The sequence below is a fragment of the Ferrovibrio sp. GW821-FHT12E11 genome, from assembly GCF_058806975.1.
Genome location: NZ_JBXAQG010000001.1, coordinates 2,594,622 through 2,618,932, shown reverse-complemented (window position 1 = coordinate 2,618,932; position 24,311 = coordinate 2,594,622). Strand labels below are relative to the sequence as shown.

The window sequence follows — 24,311 nt, the reverse complement described above, 5'->3', positions numbered from 1 at the left end:
TGCTAAAGCTCCATCACCTTGCGCCAGTAACCGTACATGCCGCGAATCAGTGTTTCCGTCACCATATGACCGGTCGGCGCCACGCCGCGGCCGTCCAGCTCGCAGATGGTGCTGCCATCGGCGCCTTTCTGGCGGAAGCCATCCTGCGAAAATTCGATCACTTCACCATCGTCAGCTGACACGAATCCGGCGGGGCCGAACAGATTGGCCTGGCGCAGACGCCGCCGCGTCATCTCTTCGGTGTCGTCCTCGAAACCGAAATGGGTCCAGACGAAATCGAAGGCATCGGGCCCTGATGGCACGATATGACGGGTGGACAGCGAATTGACCTGCTGCTGGATGATCACGCTGGGGAACAGCGTGATCATGGTGACCGTCGGACCCTTCCACCAGGACTCCGGCACGACATCCAGAAGGCGCATGTCATTCAGCGCCATGTCTTTCTTGAAGCTGGTGACGCCCTCGGTAACGGCCTTCGCCTCGCCGCCGGCATTGCGCTGGGAAATCATCACCGCGTGGCGGCCTTCGGCGTCCATGACCATGCGCGACTGCTGATCGGCCCGCCACAAGCCAAACGTGACGAACCAGGTGTGCAGGAGACCCGGATGATAAGGATCCTTGATATTCTCCATCATCAGCTTCCAGTTGCCCGGAATACGCTGGCGGCTGGTGCCCAGCAGGGTGAGCTTTCGGCCATCGAAGATGCGGTTGAGCCAGGGCAACACGTCAGGCCCGATATAATCCTCGAAGCTCGGCGCATCCTGATCGAAGCTGGCGAAGACCAAGCCATTATAGGTCTCGACCTTCAGCTTGGATAAGCCATGCTGCTTGAGGTCGAAATCGGCCGGCATGCCGCCCTGGACTTCACCATCGTCCTTCTTCACGCCCTGGCGGAAGGGCAGGCCGGCAAGATCGCCATTCAGCTTGTAGGTCCACTGGTGATAGGGGCAGACGAAGCTGCGCGCATTGCCGCGCGGCTTCTGGCAGAACCGCACGCCGCGATGGGCACAGCGGTTTTCCACGACGTTCAGGCTGCCGTCACGATCCCGCACCACGATCACCGAGCGTTCGCCCACCCAGGAGAGCTTATAATCGCCCGGCTTGGGCAGCTCCGCTTCCAGCGCGACATAGCACCAATGGCCACCACCGTGGAAAAACCGCTCGATCTCGCGGCGATAGACTGCCTGGTCGGTGTAGGCCCAGAACGGAATCCGGCTGGAGCCCGCGTCGGTCCATTGCGGCAGACCGTCGGTCGACAGTTGGGGCGAAGCAAAATTCATCTCCGAATCCTCCCGACACGGATTTATTTGCATTTGCAAATACTATCCACCCAGCCCGGCCGAAGGTCAACAAACTTCCCTTGGGGCACAATTGAATCCCGGACCGAAAGGCCGGAGCATGGCTGGCATAACGGAGGAAACCGATGTTCGACCGGCACTATGCCGTCTGGCCCAAGGGCGTGCCCAAGCACCTGACCCTGCCGGCGACCAGCCTGTACGAGAATCTGGAGCTGTCAGCCCGGCGCTATCCGGATAAGACGGCCATCCTCTATTACGGCTCGGCCCTGACCTATGCGCAGCTGAAAGATCAGGTCGACCGCCTCGCCGGCTACCTGGCGCAGCGCTGCGGCATCCAACGCGCCGATCGCGTGCTGCTCTACATGCAGAACAGCCCGCAATATGTGATCGCCTATTACGCCATCCAGCGCCTGACCGCCGTGGTGGTGCCGGTCAATCCGATGAGCAAGACGGAAGAGCTGCGCCATATCGTCCACGATACCGGCGCCACCACCGTGCTCTGCGGCCAGGACATCGCGCCGTTTGCGCAGGCGCTGCTTGGCACCGGTCTGCAGCATGCGGTTGTTGCCGCCTATTCCGATTACGTGACCGCGCCCACCGATCTGGTGCTGCCCGATGTGGTGGCAGCGCCCCGCATGGCAATACACCAGGGCATCCTGTGGCATGACGCACTGGCACAGGACCTGAAAGCCGGCCCACATGTCGCCGCCCCCGAAGACTGGTGCGTGCTGCCCTATTCCTCTGGCACCGCAGGCGCACCGAAAGGCTGCCTGCACAGCATCCGCGGCGTGACGGCCACGCTGTTCGGCTCGATCGCCTGGAATCCCGCCTCGCCCGAATCCGTGCAACTGGTCACCCTGCCGCTGTTCCATGTCACCGGCATGCAGAATTCGATGAATGCGCCGATCTTCAATGGCGCCACACTGGTGATGATGACACGCTGGGACCGCAAGGTGGCCGCCGAACTGATCCGGTGCCATCGCGTGACGCACTGGCGCAACATCACCACCATGTGCATCGACTTCCTGTCCGATCCCGAGGCGGCGGCCTGGGACCTCTCGTCGCTGGCCGGGATCGGCGGCGGCGGCGCCCCGATGCCCATGGCCATTGCCGCCAAGCTCAAAGATCTGACCGGACTCGATTACATCGAAGGCTACGGCCTTTCCGAGACCATTGCCGCCACGCATATCAATCCGGTGGGCAACCCGAAGCCGCAATGCCTCGGCATACCCGTCTTCGATGTCGATTCGCGCATCATCGATCCGGACACGCTGGCCGAACTGGGCCCGAACGAGACCGGTGAGATCGTCATCGCCGGCCCGCAGGTTTTCCTCGGCTACTGGAATCGTCCGGAAGAAACCGCACAGGTCTTCTTCGAGCGCGATGGCAAGCGGTTCTTCCGTACCGGTGACCTCGGCTATTACGACGACGAGGGCTTCTTCTTCCTGGTCGACCGGCTGAAACGCATGATCAACGCCTCAGGCTACAAGGTCTGGCCCACCGAGATCGAAGCCATGATGTATGCTCATCCGGATATCCGCGAGGTCTGCATCATTGCGACCGGCGATCCACGCCGTGGCGAAACGGTCAAAGCCGTGATCGTGCCGAAGGAAAACGCCGGGACCATGACCCCGGACAGCGTCCAGGCCTGGTGCCGCGACCGCATGGCTGCCTACAAGGTACCGCGCGTGGTGACCTTCGCCGACAGCCTGCCGAAATCGGCCACCGGCAAGATCATGTGGCGGGTGCTGCAGGACCAGGAACGCGCGACCGCCAAGCCCGACGCCGCCGACTGACCCATTTATCCGATCGAACCGCCACTCCACCCTAAACAGCCGCCAGTATTGCTGCGCTGCACCTTCGACTAAAGGAGGGGGGCACTTTGGACCTTGGTCTACGCCCTTCTACCGCCTCGATAATTTATGATTCCCCATCGGATCGCATCACAAAACGCGACCGTTTTCAGATGAGGGAAGGAACGCTTCATGAGCGCCAATATCGCAGCGGCAGGCGATCGTCGCCGGCCGATGACCAAGGATGAGAAGCGAGTCATTCTCGCCTCCTCCGCCGGTACCATCTTCGAATGGTACGATTTCTATCTTTACGGTTCGCTGGCCGCCGTGATCGGCGCACAGTTCTTCTCGGCATTCCCGGAAGCAACGCGCAACGTCTTCGCGCTGCTCGCCTTCGCCGCCGGCTTCCTGGTGCGTCCGTTCGGCGCGCTGGTCTTCGGCCGTCTCGGCGATCTGGTCGGCCGCAAGTATACCTTCCTTATGACCATCCTGATCATGGGCACCTCCACCTTCCTGGTGGGCCTGCTGCCCGGCTACAACACCATCGGCTGGGCCGCTCCGATCATTCTGATCGCGCTGCGCATGCTGCAGGGCCTGGCGCTCGGTGGTGAATATGGCGGTGCGGTGGTCTACGTGGCGGAACATGCCCCGCAGGATCGTCGCGGCTACTTCACCAGCTGGATTCAGACCACGGCCACGCTCGGCCTGCTGATGTCGCTGCTGGTCATTCTGGCCACCCGCAACTATCTCGGCGAAAAGGAATTCGCCGAATGGGGCTGGCGCGTGCCGTTCCTGCTCTCGATCATCCTGCTGATCATCTCGGTCTATATCCGGATGCAGATGGAAGAGAGCCCGGCCTTCAAGAAGATGAAGGACGAAGGCAAGCAGTCGAAGGCGCCGCTGTCCGAAGCCTTCGGACAGTGGAAGAACGCCAAGTTTGCCGTCCTCGCCCTGCTCGGCCTCACCGCCGGCCAGGCCGTGGTCTGGTACACGGGCCAGTTCTACGCGCTGTTCTTCATCCAGAACGTCCTGCGCGTCGATCTGCTCACCTCGAACGTGCTGATCGCCTGGTCGCTCATCATCGGCACCGCCGGCTTCATCTTCTTCGGCTCGCTGTCTGATCGCATCGGCCGTAAGGTGATCATCCTCGGTGGCTGCTTGGTTGCGGCTATTACCTACTTCCCGGTCTTCAAGTACATCACCGAGACCGCGAACCCGGCCCTCCACAAGGCGCATCAGAGCACCGAAGTGGTGGTCATCACCGATACGAAGACCTGCTCGTTCCAGTTCAACCCGACGGGCACTTCGAAGTTCACCAGCCCCTGCGATATCGCGAAAGCTCAGCTCGCGCGTAGCTCGGTGAACTACAAGACCGAAGACAAGCCGGGTGCAACTGACACCATCGTCCGCATCGCCGGTAAGGAGATCCCGTCCTATGACGCCTCCAAGCTGACGGGCGACGCGGTGCGCACCACCCCGGCGGCCTTCGTCAAGTCGGTCAACGACGCGCTCGGCGCTGGCGGTTACCCGGTTCCGGGTGCGGCCAACCCCGAGATCGTCAAGGTCAGCGGGTTCTTCGACATCTTCCGGGCCCAGCCGTTCAAGCTGGTCGTCGTGTTGACCTTCCTGGTCATCCTGGTCACGGCGGTGTACGGCCCGATTGCCGCGGCGCTGGTCGAACTGTTCCCGACCCGCATCCGCTACACCGGCATGTCGCTGCCCTACCATATCGGTAACGGCTGGTTCGGCGGTCTGCTGCCGGCATCGGCCTTCGCGATGAGCGCGGAGACGGGCGATATCTACTTCGGTCTGTGGTACCCGATCGTGATCGCGGTCGGCACCCTGATCATCGGCTCGCTCTTCGTTCCGGAAAACCGGAACAAAGACATCTTCGCCGAAGACTACAAGTCAGCCTGACGGCTGGCCGTTACAGGAAAGGCGCCGGGGCAACCCGGCGCCTTTTTTGTTGCCTGTGTCGTGGCCGCAAAAAAATCCGGCCGGCAGAGCCGGCCGGAGTCCATGCATACCAGCAGGCTACTTCGCCGGCTTGATGAAGTCGGCGCGCACCATCTGGTCGTTGCGGCCCGAATAGCTGACGGTCTTCTTCATCGCCCAGGCCGACTGCTCGTAATGCAGCGGCAGCAGGCCGTAATCCTCAACCACCATCTTGCTGGCTTCCTGCAGCAGGGCACTGCGCTTGGCATCATCCACCGTGCCCATGGCCTGTTCCAGCTTGGCATCCATTGCCGGATTGGAATAGCGACCCTTGTTGGTGGTGCCCATGCCCTTTTCACGATTGGGCGTGGCCACCAGCGAGCGCAGCGCGTTGCTCATTTCCTGCGACGACCAGCCCGCCATATAGGCGCTGTATTTCAGCTCGTCACGGTTCTTGAAGAAAACCGGCGGTACGGCACTGTCCACCTTGGTCTTCACGCCGGCCCGGGTCCACATCGCGGCAATGGCCTGCGCCACCTTGATGTCGTTGATGTAGCGACCATTCGGCGTCCCCAGCGAGATGCCGAAGCCGTCAGGATAGCCGGCTTCGGCCAGCAGGGCCTTGGCTTTGTTCAGGTCATACTTGTCCGGCTTGGAATCCTGCCGCGTGCCAAACATCGGGAAAGGCAGGAAGTCGCCGGCTGGAATGGCCAGGCCTTCCATGATGCGCGACGAGATCGCATCGCGGTCGATCGCCAGCGAAAGTGCCTGGCGCACCCGCTTGTCTTTCAGCGGATTCTTGCCGTTGGTGCCCTCGATGCCGATGCTGGGCTCGCCCACATGATCGACATGGATGTAGATGATGCGGTTGGACACGGCCTGGCTGACATTCAGCTTCGGGTCCTTTTTCAGCTTCTCGATATCGTCGGTCGGCGGATCCTCGATCAGATCGACGTCACCGGCCAGCATCGACGCGGTGCGGGCGGCCGAATTCGACATCGGCCGGAAAGTCACGGTCTTCCAGTGCGGCTTCGGACCCCAGTAGGCGTCGTTGCGTTCCAGCACCAGCTGATTGCCGCGCTTCCATTCGACGAATTTGAACGGACCGGTGCCGATCAGGCCCTGGCCCTGGTTGAGCGACTCTGACGTCACGCCCTCGGCCACTTCGGCCTTGGCCATCTTTTTCGGCATGATGGTCATCTGCGACACGTCAATCGGCAGTGCCGGCGCCGGGCCATCGGTCTTGATGCGCAGGGTCAGCGGATCGACAATCTCGTAACCGGCGATCTGCCGGGTGTAGACCGTATAGGGCGACGGGCTGTTCGGCACCTTGGCGGCGCGCTGGAAGGTGTAGACCACGTCTTCGGCGGTAAACGGCGAGCCGTCGGAGAATTTCACATTCGGCCGCAGCTTGAATTCCCAGGTGGTATCGTCGAGCGGCTTCCATGAGGTCGCCAGGCCCGGATAGAGCACGCCCTTCTCATCCGACATGACGAGCGCGTCATGGATATGGAACGCGATCTGCAGGTTCGGCGTCAGCGCGTGGTATTGCGGATCGAGCGAGCTGGGCTCCGTCTTCAATCCGATCTTGAGTTCCTGCGCCGTCACCGGCTGCGCCAACGTGAGCAGCGCCGTCAGACCGACCAGAGCCGTTGTGCCAAGTACCGTTCGTTTGAATGCCATCGCCATCAATCCCCGTTCGTTTGCAGATAAGCGTTATGCGTCGTGCTTCTTACGAGCCGTCCGGATTTAGAGTAGAAGAAAGCCGCCGACCCTGAAAAGCCAAAACGGAAGTCTCATGCAGGATATTGCCCGTATTAACGCCCTGATCGATGCCAAGGCCGCGGCCGGCCTGACTCTAAGCGATACGGTCTGGGATCTGGCCGAACTGCGCTATCAGGAACACGGCGCCGTATCCGCGCAGATCGCTCTGCTGGAGCAGGAAGGCTTCCGGATCACCCGCGATGTCGCCGGCATTCCCACCGCTTTCATGGCGGAGGCAGGCCATGATACCGGCGGCGGCAATGGTCCGCTAATTGGTTTGCTGGGCGAATACGATGCCCTCTCCGGCCTTGGCCAGGTGTCGGGCGTGACCGAGCGCAAGCCCAGCAGCCAGGCCAATGGTCAGGGCTGCGGCCATAATCTTTTGGGCGCCGGTGCCGTGCTCGCTGCCATCGCGGTGAAGGACTATCTGACGGAGCACAAGATTCCGGGCCGCGTGCGCTATTACGGCTGCCCGGCGGAAGAAGGCGGCTCGGGCAAGACCTTCATGGCCCGTGGTGGGCTATTCAAAGATCTGGATGCCGCGATCTGCTGGCATCCGGGCAATTTCTGGGGCGTCATGTCCGTCAACAGCCTGGCCAATATCCAGGCCTATTTCCGCTTCTCCGGCCGTGCCGCCCACGCGGCAAGCGCGCCGCATCTGGGCCGCAGCGCGCTGGATGCCGTCGAGCTGATGAATGTCGGCGTCAACTACATGCGCGAACATATGCCGTCGAATACACGCGTGCATTACGCCGTCACCGATACCGGCGGCATCTCGCCCAACGTGGTACAGGCCAGGGCGGAGGTGCTGTACCTGGTGCGTGCCCCGTCGGTGACCGAGGCCACGAAGCTGTTCGAGCGCGTGAAGAAGATTGCCGAGGGTGCGGCGCTGATGACCGAGACCCAGGCTTTTGTCGATTTCGACAAAGCCTGTTCGGAGGTGTTGCCCAACACCGCGCTGGAATGGGCCATGCACCGTAACATCCAGCAACTCGGCCCGGTGCAGTTCGACGACGCCGATCGTGCCTTCGCCGAGCAGATGCGCAAGAACGCGCTGACGCCGGAAGATGTGTTCTCGTCCTTGCGCAGCGTGGGCGAGCCCACCTCTTACGACAAGCCGCTGCATGACGGCATCCTGCCCTTCGACGGTACGCCGCGGCAGCTCTACGGCTCCACCGATGTGGGCGATGTCAGCTGGCTGACACCCACCGTTCAGTGCTGGGGGCCGTGCTTTGCAGTGGGAACACCTGGCCATTCCTGGCAGCTGGTAGCCCAGGGCAAACAGCCGGCCGCCCATAAGGCCATGGTGGCCGCCGCCAAGGCGATGGCCGCCACCGCCATTGACGCTCTGACCGACGAAGACCTGCTGAAAGACGCGCGCGCCGAATGGGAAAAGCGCACCAACAACCAGCCCTATCAATGCCCGATTCCGCCTCTGGTGGAACTGCCGTTCGAGCGCAAAAACAAGGCCGGCGTGCTGCTGGGCACCGGCGCCTCGCCGTTTACGGCCGCGCCACTGACCCGTGCCAAGCCGGTTTAGGCAAAGGTCAGCAGCGCATGGCGATTGGCCAGCGCTGCCAGAACGCTCATGCCGGTGATGGCCGAGGTCTTCGGATTGCTGGCGCTGCTGCGGCCGGCGACGATCACGGTAAGATGCGAACTGTCGCTCTCGGCCTCGATGCGGCCGGTATTGCCAAGCGCAGCCGGATCGGCCACCAGTCGGACCTCGGTGCGATCCAGCCCCAGACCGGCCAGCGCCACGGTGGCGGCGAGGTTGGCGTTCTTCGGATAGGTTAGCGCCGCCTCGCGCGCACTGCCGCTGAAGATCACCGTGGGTACGGTCAAAGACGCCAGATCGAAGGCCGCTTCGGCCGGCGTGCCCATCCAGGCTTGTGGCGGCTTGGTGGATGAATAGGTCACGCGATGCAGCCCATCCGGTCGCATCGCCAGCAGACCATCGAGGCCGGCAATGGCGCCAACCGGAATCACCAGCCTGCCGCCGCCGGCTTTTGCAGCCTGTTGCAGGCGGTCGCGGAAACCGTCATCGGCCAGCGCGCCGGTGGAAATGACAAACATCTCGCAGCCCTGCCGCAACACGGCCTCGGCGCAATCCACCACTGCCGGCTGGCCGGCGGTTTCCACCACGATATCCGGCTTCGTAGCCAGGAAGGCCGACAGGTCGTCGGTGACTGTCAGCTGCGGCCAGGCGGTGCGCACCTCGGTCAGCTGGCGCGGCCGCACCAGCAAGGCAGTCAGGCGATAGCCCTCAAGCGGTGCCGTCAGCCACGCTGCCAGGATCGACTGCCCGATGCCACCGAAGCCGATCAGGCCGATGGCCTTCATGCCGCGCGGTGCTCAGGCGCATGAGCCAGCACCACATCGAGGAAGGCCTGGCCGAAGCGTTCCAGTTTGGCCTGGCCGATGCCGTGGATATCCGTGAGGCGATAGAGCGTGGCCGGCCGCTTGACCGCCAGTTCCAGCAGCGTGCGGTCGGAAAAGATCACATAGGCCGGCTGCTGCAGTTCGGTGGCGAGCTGGCGCCGCAGGTCCTTGAGGGCGGCGAGCAGGATCTGGTCCTCATGCCCCAGCGTGATTTCCGCCGCCGAAGACGAGCGGCCGCGCTGGCTGCGGCCGCGCTTGCCGCTGACCGCCTCAACGCGCAGCTCAACGCGGTTCTGGCCTTTCAGCACGGCGCGGCCGGCATCGGTGAGGAACCAGCTGCCATGGCCGGCGATATCCAGATCGACCAGGCCGGCACCATAAAGCTGACGGAAGATCGAGCGCCAGGCATTGGCATCGCGATCCTTGCCGATGCCGAAGGTGGGCAGACGATCATGCTCATTGCGCAGGATGGCGTCGGTCTTGTTGCCGATCAGGATCTGCACCAGATGCTCGGTGCCATAGCGCTGACCGGTGCGCATCATGGCCGACATTGCCTTCTGGGCCTCGATGGTGCCGTCGAAACGCGCCACGCCATCCTGGCAAAGGTCGCAATGGCCGCAGGGCTCGGACTGTTCGCCAAAATAGGCCAGCAGGGTCTGGCGGCGGCAGCGCGGCGATTCACACAGGGCCACCAGCGCATTGAAGCGCTGGCGCTCGATGCGCTTGCGCTCGTCGGACGTCTCACCCTCCTCGATCTGCATGCGGCGGAAGCGCATGTCGTCGAGGCCATAGAGCGTCAGCGTCTCGGCCGGCAAACCATCGCGACCGGCACGACCGATTTCCTGGTAATAGGCCTCCACATTGCGCGGCAGGTCGGCATGGCAGACATAGCGCACATCAGGCTTGTCGATGCCCATGCCGAAGGCGACAGTCGCCACCATCACCACGCCATCGTCGCGCAGGAAGGTGTCCTGGTTGCGGTCGCGCAGGCGCTGCTCCATGCCGGCATGATAAGCCAGGGCATTATGGCCCATATCCTTCAGCCCGGCCGCCATCTCCTCGGTGCGCTTGCGAGAGGAGCAGTAGACGATGCCGCTCAGGCCCCGCCGTGCCGCAATGAACTCGCCGATCTGGGTGCGCGCACTGGCCTTGGGCAACATCATCAGATGCAGGTTGGGCCGGTCGAAACTGCGGATGAATTCGCGCGGCCGCTCGGCAAACAATTTGGCGATGATGTCGGCCCGCGTCGGCGCATCGGCCGTGGCGGTCAGGGCAATCGTGGTGATATTGCCAAGTTCGGCACGGATATTGCCAAGGCTTAAGTATTCCGGGCGGAAATCGTGGCCCCATTGCGACACGCAATGGGCCTCGTCGATCGCCAGCAGTTTCGGGTTGCTCCGCTGCAGCAGCGCCACCGTATCGGACCGCACCAGCCGCTCGGGCGCCACATAGAGCAGGCGCAGACTGCCGTCGCTCAGCTCGCGGTGGATACGACGGTATTCGGCCTCATCGATGGATGAGTTGAGCGCCGCGGCATTGATGCCAAAGCCCTGCAACTGGCGCACCTGGTCGCGCATCAGCGCGATAAGCGGCGAGACCACGATGGTCAGGCCGCCGGTGAGAATGGCCGGCAGCTGGTAGCAGAGCGATTTGCCCGAGCCGGTCGGCATCACCGCCAGCACATTCTCGCCGTCCAGCAGTGCCTGCACGATCTCGGCCTGCCCGGCGCGAAAGCGCTCGAAGCCGAAAACCCTGTGCAGGGTATCCTGTGCCGCGTCCAGAGAGGGAGATGTCATGCCGATTCGCTATCCTGCATTCTGGATAGCAAAGCGCCGGCTGGATAGCAAAGCGCTGAGTAGCAGTCAGCCCAGCCAGCGGCGAACCTGCGCCTTCAGATAGGCGATATCCTCGGGGTTCTGCACCGGATTGCCGGCACGATGGCCCCAGATGCTGGGAATGGGACTCAATTCCGCCTGCGCCAGATATGGCAGTTCAGCGGCGTTATCGGCGACACGGAAATACAGATCGGTCTCGCCCGGCATCAGCAGCACTCTGGCACGGATGGCACCCAGCGCCTTGTGCAGGTCGCGGTTGTAAAGCGGATTGTCGCTGATATCGCCGGCGAACCAGGTGCGGAGCTGGGCATAGAGATCGGCGGCCGGGCGCAGGCCATAACGCTCTTCCCAGCCGGTGCGCAGATAGGTGTCCAGATCGGGTGCGCCCAGGGCAGTGAGATGCAGGTTGGCGCGATAGAAATCCTGGCTCAGCGCCCAGCCGGCATAGATGCGGCCAAAGGCGCGAATGGCGGCTTTCGGTTCGGCCGAAAAGCGGCCATGACCGATATGCTCGGGCGCCGCCTCCAGCGTGGCCATCAGGCTGGTGAGGAAAATCTGGTTATGCACCGCCGTGCGGGCACTGCCGCAATTGACGATGATCGCCTGCATCGCATCGGGGAAGCTGGCGGCCCAGTGATAGGCCTGCTGCGCCCCCATCGACCAGCCGTAAACGGCATGTAGCGTTTCGATGCCGAACTGCTGCTGCAGGAAGCGGCGCTGGGCCTGCACATTGTCCCAGGCGGTGACCAGATGCGGATAGTCCGGTGTGTTCGACGGGCTGGAGGACAGCCCGTTGCCGAACATGTCAGGGATGACGATGAACCAGCGCGACGGATCGAGGATGCCGTCCGGACCGATCAGCCATTCCAGATCGGGATGCCGCGCCGAATAGCTGGTCGGATAGAGCACCACATTGTCCCGCGCGGGCGACAGCGTGCCATGGGTCTTCCAGCTGATGAAGGCGCTCTTGATGGTTTCGCCGGACTGGACCTGGAGATCGCCGAGATCGAAGCGGCCGGACTGGGTGGGCCAGGACATTTACGGCTTCTCCGCGAAAAGCTTGTTGAGCTCGATACCCGGCATGGCACGGCCGAAGCCGGCGAAACTGCCAGCCTCGGCAATCTCCTTCGCCACCCGCATGACTTCGCCATAGGCCGCGCGCGCCAGCGAACCGCCGACGCTGATGCGGCGCACGCCGAGTTTCGCCGCCTGCTCCACTGTATGACCCATGGTCAGCAGGTTCACCGGCTTGCCGCCAGCGGCCTGGATCACGGTCGTAATCTGTGCCTCGTCCTTGATGCCCGGCGCGTAAAGACAATCGGCCCCGGCCGCCGCAAAGGCCTTGAGGCGCTTTACTGTCTCGTCCAGATCGGGACGGCCGACGAAAAAGCCTTCGCTGCGCGCGGTGAGAAGTACCCCGCTACCACTTCTGTCGATGGCGGCCCGGGCCGCAGCGATGCGCTTCACGGCGAGATCGAAGTCATAGAGCGGCTGCGCCTTGTTGCCGGTCGAATCTTCAATCGAAAGCCCGGCAATACCGGTCTCTATAGCCAGGGTCACGCTGGCCGCCACGCCATCGGGGTCATCGGCGAACCCGTTTTCGTAATCGGCATTGACCGGGATATCGGTGGCTGCCGTCAGCAGCTTCAGATGTGCCAGCACATCGGCACGCTCGACCTTGTTATCTGACCGCGCCATCGACCAGGCCATGCCGGCGCTGCTTGATGCCAGCGCCTTGAATCCCAGGCTCTGCAGCATCACCGCGCTGCCGGCGTCGAAGGGGTTGGGAATGACGAAACAGCCGGACTCGTGCAGACGGCGGAAGGTGGCGCATTTTTCGGCGGCACTGACAGGCATGGAATCCTCCCTGAGGTGACGGCCCTTTATCTGGGTCAGATCGCTTCGTAGGGTACCGTCAGCTGCGTACCCGGCACAATGATGCCGCCCCGGTCGCCCGGCGTGACGCTGCCGAAACGCTGGGCATAAGCGGGCGGCAATGGCCGCGCCTCTTTCGGGGCCAGCCACAGGCGCAGCAAGTGGCGACGCCGGGCCGGCTCGGCCCAGTCGTCGAAGGCCGTGCGGTCATGCAGCAGGGTATGGTTGTTCACCAGCTGCACATCGCCGGGCTGCAGTTCCATATGGAAGTTTAGCGCCGGATCGTTGGCCAGCGCATCGAACAGATCATAGGCCTCGACCTGGGCCGGCGTCAGCGGCGGCACTTCGGCGAAGCGGCGGGCCGATTCGATATACTGGCGCTGGTAGATCGCCGAGAGATAGCCTTCATGCCAGTTGTAGGTCGGAATGGTAAAATACGGCTTCTCGCCCACCGGCACCTCGCCACGACGATCGGTCTCGATCGGATCGAACAGCAAAGCGGCCAGATCAGGCCGGCGCCGACGCATCTCGTTGAAGATGGTGACCGAGCTGACCAGCGCCGAATGGCCGCCGGATTTCGCCACCTGCAAACAGAGCAGACCGACAATGTCGCACGAGTCGGTATGGAAGGTCTGGCGCTCGTGAGTCTGATAAATCCGCACATTCGGATCGTTGCTGCTCAGGCCCATATCCTTCACATGGCCAAGCACATGGCCGCGGGCATTCTGCGAGCGCGCGCTGCCCAGGTGACAGCCGATGCCAAGAAAGGCAATCGCCGCCTCGCGCAGGCTCCAGCGCTGCACCGGCAGGCCGCGCAGCAGTGCGAAGCCGCGGCCGTCCATGACCTCATGCCGCAGGTTGGCCAGACGCGGTCCGAGCGTCGGCAACGGAAAGCGCGCCGGCGCGAGCGCGGCGGCGTTGCAGTGCGGATCGGCGGCCAGCGGCTTGAGCGCGGCCTCGACTTCCGCAATTTCGGCCGGCGTGAAATGCCCGAGCCAGGAGCCATCGCGCAGCATGGCGGGCCCGTACCAGGCCGAGGCATCGGTGATTTCCGGCGGCAGGGCCGGTGCGCTGGCGATCATGATGATATTCCGTGAGACTGATGACTTAGGCAGTCAGGAAAATACATCAGGAACCGGGCCACCGCACAACCGCCACAACTGAAGCGATCGAAAATCCTCCGGACGGATCAGGCTGCCACCTTCGGCTTGGCCATATCCGGCAGGTCGCAGGGCAGGAATTCACCGCGGCCCTCGGCGGCAACGAACTTGCCCTTCTCCACCACCACGTCGCCGCGCGAGAGCACGGTCTCCGGCCAACCCGTGACCTCCAGCCCCTCATAAGGCGTGTAGTCGACATTATGATGCAGCATGCTGTTGGTGATAGTCACCTGGCGCTCGGGATCGTAGATCACGATATCGGCGTCGGCCCCGATGGCCAGCGTCCCCTTGCGTGGATAGAGGCCATACATCTTGGCCGGATTGGTGGCGGTCAGCTCGACAAAGCGCTGCAGGCTGATACGGCCCTTCTTCACGCCTTCGGAGAACAGGATGGGCAGACGGGTCTCGACACCGGGAATGCCATTCGGCACCCAGTTGAACGGCGTTTTGTCGCCACGGATCATCTTGCCTTTCGGATCGTTGTAGCGAAACGGCGCGTGGTCCGACGACAGGATCTGGAATACGCCGCTGGCCAGACCGTCCCAGATCGCCGCCTGGTTGGCCTTGTCGCGCGGCGGCGGGCTGCAGATGCATTTCGCGCCCTCGAAGCCATGGCCGTGCAGGTCATGCTCGGTCAGCACCAAGTACTGCGGGCAGGTCTCGGCATAAATCTTCATGCCTCGGCCCTGGGCCCAGTGAATCTGCTCGACCGCTTCGCGGCCCGAGACATGCACGATCAGGATCGGCACATCGGCCAGTTCAGCCATGGTGATGGCGCGATGGGTTGCCTCGCGCTCTACGGCCATCGGTCGCGAGGCGGCGTGATAGCGCGGTTCGGTATGACCCTCCGCCAGCAGCTTGTCGGTCAGCCAGCTGATGAAATCGGCATTCTCGGCATGAATCATCGCCATGGCGCCGTCGCGCCGCGCCACGGTCAGCAGATCGAGCACCTGGCGGTCGTTCAGCTTCATGTCGTCATAGGTCATGTAGATCTTGAACGACGTATAGCCGTCGCGGATCAGAGCCGGCAGATCCTGGCCGATCAGCTGCTCGGTCGGATCGCTGACGATCAGGTGGAAGGCATAATCGATAAAGGCCTTGCCGGTGGCACGGCGATGGTAGTCGGCCACGGCGTCGCGCAGCGGCTGCCCCTTGAACTGGATGGCGAAGGGAATGATCGTGGTGGTGCCGCCGCAGGCCGCCGAACGCGTGCCGGTATAGAAGTCGTCGGCCAGCACCGAACCGTCACTGGTCGGCTGATCAAAATGGCAATGGCCATCGACGCCGCCGGGCAGCACCAGCCTGCCGGTCGCATCGATATCGGTTCGCCCCGCTGGCAGGGTCGCGGCAATGGCAGCAACCTTGCCGTTTGCAATACCGAGGTCAGCCTTGAAGACATCGGTTGCCGTGGCCAGGGTGCCATTGCGGATGACGGTATCGAACTGCTGCATTGCGATCTCCTGCTTTACCTGTAATAGCCGTCAGGGTTGGCCTCTGCGGCAATCGAACGTCGAACCTCGTCCTGCAGATTGCGCAGATGAGCCAGCATGGCGGCTTTGGCCGCTTCCACATCCCGGCGCTCGGCAGCCTCCAGAATGGCCAGATGCTCCTCGTCGATTTCCGTCTTGCGATGGAAGGCACTGGACAGGCGGAACAGGCGGGCGACCACGCGCATTTCGGTAATCATGCGAGCCAGCGTCGCCTGCCCGGCCAGCCGGGCGAAGAAGGAATGAAACCGGTTGTCGTTCTGCCAGTGCGCCATGTCGTCGGCCCCGTCGGCCTGCGCTATTGCAAACAGGCCGCGGCGTAGCTCGACCAGGTCGGAATCGGTGAGCAGTGGCACAGCCTTTTCGATGGCGAGGCATTCCAGCACCTCGCGCAACTGCATGCATTCGAAGAATTCGCGGATCGAGACGGCACGCACGCGATAGGCCCGATCGCTGGCGCGTTCCAGCAGGCCTTCGCCGACCAGCCGCACCAGAGCCTCGCGCATCGGTGTCCGCGATACCTGCAGCCGTTCGGCCAGCCGTCCCTCGGGCAGTTCGGCGCCGCCCGGAATCTGGCGACTGAGGATCAGCTCCCGCAGATGTTCGTAGGTCTGGTCTCCGAGATTGACGGCCTTGCCGCTCGCCAGGTCGATCGTCGATGCGGGCCGGACCAGAGCGCTCATGGCCGCCTCAATGTGCTTCGGCGATACTGACCGTCTTGTAAGCGCGGCCGAAGCGGTTCTCGATGCGGCGCTGGATAATATCCCAGACCGATGTCATGAGCAGGTAGTAGAGCGCCGCCACCGTGAACAGCTCCAGCACCAGGAATTTCTCCTGGATCAAAATCTGCGTGCTGCGCAGCAGTTCTTCCATCGAGATCACCGAGGTGACGGAGGTAGTCTTGAGCAGGCCGTTGACGCTATTGCCCAGGGCCGGGATGACGATGCGCAGGGCCTGCGGCAGCACGATATAGATCATCACTTGCGCCGAATTGAGGCCAAGCGCACGGCCGGCGTTGCTCTGGCCGGCGGCAACACCAAGGATGCCGCCACGAATGATTTCCGACAGATAGGCCGCTTCGTTGAGAATCAGGCCAACCAGGGCCGATTCAATCACCGAAAGCTTGATGCCGATCTGCGGCAGACCGGTATAGATGATGATCAGCTGCACCAGCAGCGGCGTGCCGCGGAAGATCCAGATATAGCCCTGGGCCAGAACCGACATCCAGCGATACGGCGACAGACGCAGCAACGCCAGCAGGCATCCGACCACCAGCCCGCCGGCAATCGCCGCCAGCGTCAGCCACAGGGTGGTGACTGCACCCTTCAGCAGATAGCCGTTGAAAAGGTATTCGTAAAAGCCTTCCCAGTGCCAGCCCTTGCCCATCTCAATGCCTTCCGTTTACGCGCGATAAAAGTGGCGGCGGCGCAGATTCCTGCGCCACCGCCGGTCGTCATCTTACATGCTGGGGCCTTTGACGGCGAAGGGCTCGGTATTGGCCAGCAGGCCATATTCGGCCATCAGCTTGGCATAGGAGCCGTCCTTCATCATGTCATTCAGCACCTTCACGACGGCTGCGCTCAGCGCCGTGCTCTTCATCGCCAGCGATACCGGCGTCGGGAACATGCCGTGCAGGGCACGATCGAACTCGCCGCGCTTGGCATATTCCGCCGCCGTCGGGTCGATCGAGACGGTCGCCTCGGTCTGGCCGGCGCGCAGGGCCTGATAGGCCGTGGCGAAGTTGTCGAAGGTGCGGATGGTGATCGGCTTCAGACCCTTGTCGGTCAACGACTTGTCGAGCTCCTTCAGCTTGCGCTCCTCGAAGCCGCCAAGTTCCACGCCAACCGAACGGCCAGCCAGGTCTTCCGGCTTGGCGATCTTGAGCGGGTTGCCCTTGGCCACCGAGATGCTGATCGCCTGCGATTCATAGTTGATCATCTGCATCATCTTGGCGCGCTCTTCGGTCCAGAAGATGCCGGTGTTGATGATATCCCAGCGGCCGGCCTGCAGGCCGGGGATCATCGCCGAGAACTCGATGCGGATATATTCCGGCTTCAGGCAGAGCCGCTTGGCGACCTCTTCACCCAGCGTCACGCGCATGCCCTTCAGCGCACCAGTGGAATCGACGAACTGCATCGGCGGCAGGGTCGGATTGGTGGACATCACCAGCGTGCCGGGCTTGACCAGCTCGGAATCCGCCACGGCGGGTTTACACGACTGTGCATAGGCCGGCAGCGCGAATGCCACCAGGCCGGCGGCAAGCAAGATCTTCGGAAACGTCATGATAGCTCTCCTGTGTCGATATGCATGAACCTGACTCCCACCCTTCCCAGCGCTAGGCCGCGGCGTTCGACCTTGCGTCCAGAGAATTGATCAGTCCCAGCGCTGCCATGTCGGCGCGTAGGGCTTCGATATCGGCTGCAGGCAGCGGCAGGCGCGGCGCACGCGGCTGGCCCACCGGCAACCCCATCATGTCGAGGCCGGCCTTGGAAGCGGCGACATAGCGATGCCCGCCGACCCAGCGGACGATCGGCAGGATTTTCCGGTAGAGCGCCAGCGCCGCATCCTTGTCGCTGTGATCGGCAACCAGCTCGAACAGCTTTGCCGAATCGTGCGGCAGCAGATTGGAGCAGACCGCCACCCAGCCCTGTGCGCCGAGCCAGAAGGACTCATAGCCCAGGATGCCGGCAAAGACGGTCATGCGGTCGCCGCAGAGTTCGATGATGTCGCGCACGCGCGTCACCTCGAGTGTCGATTCCTTGATGTAGAGCACGTTGTCGATCTGGCTGAGCCGGGCCACGATCGGCGGCGTCAGGTCGACATTGGCGGTGGCGGGATTGTTGTAGATCATCACCGGGAGCGAGATCGCCTCGCCGATCCGGCGGTAATGCTCGAACAACTCATCCGGCGTCGGGCTGCTGTAATAGGGCGGGATCACCATGATGCCGTCGGCGCCGAAGCGTTCGGCTTCCCTGGCATATTCGACGCCGTCGCGGGTCCATTCGGCGCCGGTGCCGATCAGCACGGGCACGCGGCCGGCGGCTTCCTTCACGCAGACCTCGATCACCTGCTGGCGCTCGTCGCGGGTCATGGAAAGGAACTCGCCGGTGCTGCCAAGCGGAATCAGGCCGTGGATGCCCTGTTCGATCTGCCAGTTCACCAGCCGCTTGAGGGCGGGAACATCCACCGCGCTGCCATCGGCGGTGAAGGGGGTGATCATAACGGTGTATGTGCCACGGAACGGCTTCATCGGAGTCACCAGGGAACTGTCTAAAAAATAGCCTTGCCTTTATACTGATCGTATACTAAGCGTATACAAGCGTCCAGTGCAATTTTATGTCCCCTGATGCCCGCCGACGATAATACTGTTTCGCCCATGCGCCTCCGACATCCCGCCATCCGGCCCAGCGGCGAAGCTGTTCAGATTGTTTATGACAATCAGAGTGTTACAGCCCTGCCGGGGGAGACCATTGCGGCCGCCCTGACCGCCAGCGGGATAGCGGCCTTCCGCCATGACCGGGCGGGCCGGCAGCGCGGCCTCTATTGCGGCATGGGTGCCTGCTTCGACTGCCTGGTCACCGTGGATGGCCGGGCGAACCAGCGCGCCTGCCTGACCAAGGTGGCGGCCGGCCAGGTGATCCGCTCGGCCATGCCCTCGGGCCGCCCCGATGACCAGCTCAGTCCTCTGACGCCCGCGCCAACAACCACTGCGCCGACCGAGCAAACCGTCGATGTGCTGGTGATCGGCGCCGGACCGGCGGGCCTCTCAGCAGCGCGGGCGGCGGCCGAACGCGGCGCGTGCGTCACCGTGCTGGACGAGCGCCCGCAGAGCGGCGGGCAGTTCTATAAGCCACTGGCACCATCACATCACACCGAGACGCCGACCGACCGGCAGTTCCGCGCCGGCCTTGCCCTCACCGCCGCGACGCGCGCCGCCGGCGTCACCATCGTGCAGGAAGCCAGCGTCTGGGGCGCCTACAGTGCCGGCGAGGTCTCCGCCGTCGTGGATGGCGCCGCCATCGTCTACCGGCCGCAGCAGCTGATCCTCGCCCCCGGCGCCTATGAACGGCCGGCCCCATTCGCGGGTTGGACGCTGCCCGGCGTGATGACCACCGGCGCGGCGCAGACGCTGGCACGCGCCTATCGCGTGGCCCCGGGCCAGCGTGTCGTCATCGCCGGCAACGGGCCGCTGAACCTGCAGCTCGCCTGCGAGTTGATCGATGGCGGCGTCGAAGTGGTCGCCGTCCTGGAAAGTGCGCCGCGCCCTGCCCCGCGCCAGTGGCGCGCCATGCTGAACGCGCTGCGCACTGCGCCCGACCTGATCGGCGACGGCCTGCGCTATCTGTGGAAACTGAAGCGCGCCGGCGTGCCGGTTCTGTGGTCGCGCGCCGTACTCTCGGCTCATGGCGATACGCGGCTGCAAAGCCTGCGCCATGCGCCGCTGGATGCCGACGGCCGTCTGCGCAGCGAACAGGCGATCGAGATTCCCGCCGATGCGCTTTGCCTCGGCTATGGCTTCATCCCCTCGACCGAGATCGCCCGCGCACTTGGCTGCACGCATACTCTGGTCGACCGCCATCTCGGCTACCTCGCCACGGAGACCGCAACGGATGGTGCCACCAGCCTGCCCGGTGTCTTCGTGGTTGGTGACGGCGCCGATCTCGGCGGCAGCCGCGTGGCCCTGGCGCGCGGCACGCTGGCCGGCATCGCCGCCGCCACGGCACTGGGACTGCCCGATACCGATCCGCAACAAGCCATCCAGGCGCAGGAGGACCTGCTGCGCGCGCAGGATTTCCAGGCTGCACTCTGGTCGATCTACCAGGCGCCGCCGGTGCATCTGGATCAGGTGGCTGACACGGCTTTGCTCTGCCGCTGCGAAGAGGTCAGCTTCGGCCAGGTGCGCGCCGTGATCGCCGCCAGCCATGACACGCTGGGCGCGCTGAAACGTAACACCCGCCTCGGCATGGGCCGCTGCCAGGGCCGCTACTGTTCGGCCACCGCCGCCCTGCTGCTGGAACAGAAGACCGGCCGTCCGCGCGCGGTCGAGCAGTATCTGGCCCCACGCCTGCCGGCCAAGCCGGCGCCCGCCGGTGCCTTCGCCTTCGAGAAGCCCGAATGGGGTGGTCACCAGCGTGCGATCACGCCCAATCTGGCGCGCGCCACCGAGACGACCATGCTGCCCGAACAGCAGGCGGATATCCTGGTGATCGGTGGCGGCGTGGTCGGCGCCTGCCTGGCCTATTATCTGTCGCAGGCCGGGCAGGATGTGCTGGTGGTCGAGCGCGACGATGCCAACATGCAGGCTTCGGGCGCCAATGCCGGCAGCCTGCATGTGCAGCTGCTGTCCTTCGATTTCGGCGCCAAGGCAGAGGCCGGCGGTGGACCTGCGGCCGCCACCCTGCCGCTGGGCCCACTGTCGGTGGCTTTGTGGCAGGACCTGCAGCGCGACTGCGGCGAGGATTTCGAGGTTCGTATCACCGGCGGCCTGATGGTGGCCGACAGCAATGCCGGCATGGATTTCCTGAAGGCCAAGGCGGCACTGGAAAAGCGCTACGGCATCGAGAACGAAATCATCGGCGGCAACGAACTGCGCCGGCTGGCCCCCGCCCTGTCGGACAAGCTGATCGGCGCCGAACTGGCGCCGCAGGAAGGCAAGATCAATCCGCTGCGCGCCACCTATGCCGTGCTGGAAAAGGCCAGACAACAGGGCGCGCGATTCCAGCGCGGCACCAATGTTACCGCCATCGGTCGCGATAGTGCCGGCTGGCTGGTCCAGACCACACGCGGCCGCATCCGCGCCGGCCGCATCGTCAATGCCAGCGGCCCATGGTCGCGCGAGACCGGCCGGCTGGTCGGTATCGACGTGCCGGTGCACAGCGCGCCCTTGCAGATGATCGTCACCGAACCGGCACCGCCGCTGGTCGGCCATCTGGTCGCCCATGCCGACCGCCATCTCAGCCTGAAGCAGGTATCGAACGGTGGCCTGGTGATCGGCGGCGCCTGGACCGCCAGCTTCGACGAGACGCGACGCTTCAATACCGTCAACCGCGCCAGCATCGAAGGCAATCTCTGGGTCGCCAACCATGTGCTGCCGCAGATGAGCGGCCTGCATGTGGTGCGCGCCTGGGCCGGCATGAACATCAATATCGACGGCGCGCCGATCATCGGCCCCGTGCCCGGTCTGCCCGGCTTTTTCAACACCGTGACCTCGAACGGCTACACGCTGGCGCCTGTGGTTGCGCGCCTGACCGCCGACATGCTGCTGCACGGCCGCACCGAGATCGATGTCACGCCCTTCCTGATTGACCGTTTTGCATAGAGGTACCCCATGATCGAGATCCAGAATGTCAGCAAGACCTATGGCACCTTTCAGGTCCTGAAAGACTGCACGGCCTCGGTGCGCAAGGGCGAAGTGGTGGTGATCTGTGGTCCCTCCGGCTCAGGCAAATCCACCCTGATCAAATGCGTCAACGGCCTGGAGCCTTTCGAGCAGGGCAAGATATCGGTGGATGGCATCGATGTCGGCGCGACGGCCACGAATATGCCGGCCCTGCGCGCCAAGATCGGCATGGTGTTCCAGAATTTCGAACTGTTCCCCCATCTCACCATCCTGCAAAACCTGACGCTGTCGCAACGCAAGGTGCTGAAGCGCTCGGGCTCGGAAGCGGAAGACAAGGCGATTGCGCTGCTCGAACGCGTCGGCCTGAAGAACCAGGCACAGAAATTCCCCGGCCAGCTGTCCGGTGGCCAGCAGCAGCGCGTCGCCATTGCCCGCGCCCTCGCCATGGATCCGATCGCCATGCTGTTCGACGAGCCGACCTCGGCGCTGGACCCGGAAATGATCAACGAGGTGCTGGACGTGATGGTGGAACTGGCGCAGGACGGCATGACCATGCTCTGTGTCACCCATGAGATGGGCTTCGCCAAGAAGGTGGCGCATAAGGTGATCTTCATGGATCACGGCCATATCATCGAAGATTGCTCGAAGCAGGAGTTCTTCGACACCCAGCGCTCCGAGCGCGCCCAGCAGTTCCTCGCCAAGATCCTGCATCACTGACCATGACCGGCAGCAGCGGCTATGCACAGACTGTGACCGGGCCGATCCCGGCCGCGGCGCTTGGCCGGACGCTGATGCATGAACATATCCTGTGCGATCTGCGCGATCCGCTGGGGCGGCGCAAGCCGGCAGCCTGGCCGCCGATCACCATGGAGAACCGCTTCGAGATCAACTATTTCCAGAACCGGCATCAGGACAACATGCTGCTGGACGAGGACGATGTGGCGCTGGCGGAACTGCAGCGGTTCCACACAGATGGCGGCCACTGCATTGTCGAACTGAGCACCGGCGGATTGTCGCCGCAGCCCGACCGGCTGGCCGCGCTGTCACAAGCCAGCGGCGTGCATATCGTCATGGGCGCCGGATTCTATACAGAACCCTATCTCGATCCGGCCACCGCGCAGGCGCCGGTCGAGGACCTGGAGCAGCAGATCGCGGCCCAGATCGATGGGCCGGGGGTGCGCGCCGGCATTATCGGCGAACTGGGTTGTTCCTGGCCGCTACAGGACAGCGAGATGCGCGTGCTGGCAGCGGCGGCCCGGGTACAGCGCCGCACCGGGATTGCCATCAGCATCCATCCCGGCCGCCACGCCGACGCGCCGGAACAGATCGCCGATATCATGCTGGCCCAGGGCGCCGATCCGGCACGCACCGTGCTGTGCCATATGGACCGCACACTATCTGACCTAGATCGCATGCTGGCGCTGCTTAACCGGGGCTTTGTGCTGGAATGGGACTTTTTCGGCATCGAGACCTCGCAATACTGGATGGGCGAGTACGACCTGCCGACCGACTATATGCGGCTCGACCTGATTCGCCGCCTGATCGACCTTGGCCATCTGCAGCGAATCGCCATATCGCAGGATATCTGCATCCGCACCCGGCTCACCCGCTATGGCGGCCATGGTTACGGTCATATCCTGCGACACGTGGTTCCGATGATGGCCCGACGCGGCTACACTGAGCCGGAGATCGAGCAGATTCTGTCCCACACCCCCGCCCGTCTGCTCGGCTACCGATCTGGACCCGACGCATGAGCAAAGACCCAATTCCCCTGCAGGCTGCCGCGACCGGCGGCATGAACCTGTCCAACATGGCCTACCGGGCCATCATGGACATGATCCTCGACCGCCGCATCACCAGCGGCGAAGTGATCATCGAGGATCGCCTGGCCAGCGCGCTGAGCATTTCCCGCACTCCGATCCGCGAGGCGCTGGTGCGGCTGGAAAGCGAGGGGCTGGTCCGCAAGGAAGCCAACCGTCCCTATCGCGTCCGCCAGGTCACCAACCGCGAATACTTCCAGAGCATGCGTCTGCGCGAAATTCTGGAAGGCGAGGCGATTGCCAGTGCCGTCGAAAAGATCGACCCGGCCCGGCTGCAGAAGATCAAGGACGAGATGCTGCGGCTGCGCGACGAGCCGAAAATCCGCGTCGAGGACCACTGGGCGGCAGACGAAGAGCTGCACACCATGATCGCCGATGGTTCGGGCAATGCGGTGATGGCGCAGATCATCCGCGATCTGCGCGTGACCACCCGTATGTTCGAACTGTCGGGCCTGCCCTCGCGGATTCGCCCGGATTCCGATGAGCATCTGACCATTATCGCGGCGCTGGAAAGCCGCGAAGCGACCGCCGCCCGCGCGGCCATGGAGCAGCATATCCGCAGCCTGGCCACCGATGTTCTGAACGAGATCGCCAAGGGCTAGCCAGCCCGCTGCATGAAAGG

The 24,311-nt window shown here is 63.7% G+C and carries 19 protein-coding genes; 7 read left to right on the top strand and 12 right to left on the bottom strand.

The genetic code is table 11. The features are described 5' to 3' along the window. Positions 1-2 precede the first annotated feature (2 nt). Positions 3-1,280 (bottom strand): aromatic ring-hydroxylating dioxygenase subunit alpha, encoded by a 1,278-nt coding sequence (locus AC1ROT_RS13110; RefSeq protein WP_492973342.1) that lies wholly within the window; start codon positions 1,278-1,280, stop codon positions 3-5. 143 nt (positions 1,281-1,423) lie between these two features. Here AC1ROT_RS13110 and AC1ROT_RS13105 point away from each other — a divergent pair, with 143 nt between their 5' ends. Further along, positions 1,424-3,094: a long-chain fatty acid--CoA ligase gene (locus tag AC1ROT_RS13105; protein ID WP_492999479.1), complete on the top strand. Its 1,671-nt coding sequence runs from the start codon at positions 1,424-1,426 to the stop codon at positions 3,092-3,094. A 189-nt stretch (positions 3,095-3,283) separates the two neighbouring features. Beyond that, positions 3,284-5,008, top strand: a complete 1,725-nt coding sequence (locus AC1ROT_RS13100) for an MFS transporter (protein ID WP_492973344.1) — start codon at positions 3,284-3,286, stop codon at positions 5,006-5,008. Between the two features lie 117 nt (positions 5,009-5,125). Here AC1ROT_RS13100 and AC1ROT_RS13095 read toward each other — a convergent pair whose 3' ends face one another. Further along, a complete protein-coding gene (locus AC1ROT_RS13095) occupies positions 5,126-6,709 on the bottom strand; it encodes an ABC transporter substrate-binding protein (RefSeq protein ID WP_492999477.1) in 1,584 nt (527 codons plus the stop codon). Positions 6,710-6,824: 115 nt separating this feature from the next. Between AC1ROT_RS13095 and AC1ROT_RS13090 the strand changes: the two genes are divergently transcribed. Continuing rightward, a complete protein-coding gene (locus AC1ROT_RS13090) occupies positions 6,825-8,330 on the top strand; it encodes a M20 family metallopeptidase (RefSeq protein WP_492999476.1) in 1,506 nt (501 codons plus the stop codon). Here the strand turns inward: AC1ROT_RS13090 and AC1ROT_RS13085 are convergent. The 10 genes from AC1ROT_RS13085 to AC1ROT_RS13040 all read right to left on the bottom strand — a co-directional run bounded on the left by AC1ROT_RS13085 (position 8,327) and on the right by AC1ROT_RS13040 (position 18,779). After that, positions 8,327-9,133, bottom strand: coding sequence for an aspartate dehydrogenase (locus AC1ROT_RS13085; RefSeq protein ID WP_492999474.1), 807 nt, complete (start codon positions 9,131-9,133; stop codon positions 8,327-8,329). The two genes, AC1ROT_RS13090 and AC1ROT_RS13085, sit on opposite strands and share 4 nt — an antisense overlap. After that, entirely contained in the window at positions 9,130-10,968 is a 1,839-nt protein-coding gene (gene recQ / locus AC1ROT_RS13080; protein ID WP_492999472.1) for a DNA helicase RecQ, read from the bottom strand. The genes AC1ROT_RS13085 and recQ overlap by 4 nt, the downstream gene beginning before the upstream one ends. Before the next feature lie 66 nt (positions 10,969-11,034). Then, positions 11,035-12,045 (bottom strand): alpha/beta fold hydrolase, encoded by a 1,011-nt coding sequence (locus AC1ROT_RS13075; protein ID WP_492999471.1) that lies wholly within the window; start codon positions 12,043-12,045, stop codon positions 11,035-11,037. After that, on the bottom strand, positions 12,046-12,864 hold the full coding sequence (locus AC1ROT_RS13070) for an isocitrate lyase/PEP mutase family protein (RefSeq protein ID WP_492999470.1): 819 nt from the start codon (positions 12,862-12,864) through the stop codon (positions 12,046-12,048). A gap of 35 nt (positions 12,865-12,899) precedes the next feature. Beyond that, positions 12,900-13,964 (bottom strand): TauD/TfdA family dioxygenase, encoded by a 1,065-nt coding sequence (locus tag AC1ROT_RS13065; protein ID WP_492999469.1) that lies wholly within the window; start codon positions 13,962-13,964, stop codon positions 12,900-12,902. Between the two features lie 107 nt (positions 13,965-14,071). Then, positions 14,072-15,493, bottom strand: coding sequence for a dihydropyrimidinase (hydA, locus tag AC1ROT_RS13060; RefSeq protein ID WP_492999468.1), 1,422 nt, complete (start codon positions 15,491-15,493; stop codon positions 14,072-14,074). 14 nt (positions 15,494-15,507) lie between these two features. Further along, complete coding sequence (locus tag AC1ROT_RS13055; protein ID WP_492999467.1) at positions 15,508-16,212, bottom strand: GntR family transcriptional regulator; 705 nt, start codon at positions 16,210-16,212, stop codon at positions 15,508-15,510. A gap of 7 nt (positions 16,213-16,219) precedes the next feature. Next, positions 16,220-16,915 carry an amino acid ABC transporter permease gene (locus tag AC1ROT_RS13050; protein ID WP_492973354.1) on the bottom strand — a complete coding sequence of 232 codons (696 nt, stop codon included), beginning with the start codon at positions 16,913-16,915 and terminating at the stop codon, positions 16,220-16,222. 72 nt (positions 16,916-16,987) lie between these two features. After that, a complete protein-coding gene (locus tag AC1ROT_RS13045; protein ID WP_492999466.1) occupies positions 16,988-17,812 on the bottom strand; it encodes an ABC transporter substrate-binding protein in 825 nt (274 codons plus the stop codon). Positions 17,813-17,864: 52 nt separating this feature from the next. Then, positions 17,865-18,779, bottom strand: coding sequence for a dihydrodipicolinate synthase family protein (locus AC1ROT_RS13040; RefSeq protein ID WP_492999464.1), 915 nt, complete (start codon positions 18,777-18,779; stop codon positions 17,865-17,867). 126 nt (positions 18,780-18,905) lie between these two features. Between AC1ROT_RS13040 and AC1ROT_RS13035 the strand changes: the two genes are divergently transcribed. The 4 genes from AC1ROT_RS13035 to AC1ROT_RS13020 are packed head-to-tail and all read left to right on the top strand — an operon-like array spanning position 18,906 to position 24,291. Further along, entirely contained in the window at positions 18,906-21,848 is a 2,943-nt protein-coding gene (locus tag AC1ROT_RS13035) for an FAD-dependent oxidoreductase (RefSeq protein WP_492999462.1), read from the top strand. A gap of 9 nt (positions 21,849-21,857) precedes the next feature. After that, the gene (locus AC1ROT_RS13030; RefSeq protein WP_492973358.1) at positions 21,858-22,586 is read left to right on the top strand and encodes an amino acid ABC transporter ATP-binding protein; all 729 of its coding nucleotides are present in this window, start codon (positions 21,858-21,860) and stop codon (positions 22,584-22,586) included. A 2-nt stretch (positions 22,587-22,588) separates the two neighbouring features. After that, the gene (locus AC1ROT_RS13025; RefSeq protein WP_492999460.1) at positions 22,589-23,623 is read left to right on the top strand and encodes a phosphotriesterase family protein; all 1,035 of its coding nucleotides are present in this window, start codon (positions 22,589-22,591) and stop codon (positions 23,621-23,623) included. Beyond that, complete coding sequence (locus tag AC1ROT_RS13020; RefSeq protein ID WP_492973360.1) at positions 23,620-24,291, top strand: GntR family transcriptional regulator; 672 nt, start codon at positions 23,620-23,622, stop codon at positions 24,289-24,291. The genes AC1ROT_RS13025 and AC1ROT_RS13020 overlap by 4 nt, the downstream gene beginning before the upstream one ends. The last annotated feature ends 20 nt before the right edge of the window (positions 24,292-24,311 follow it).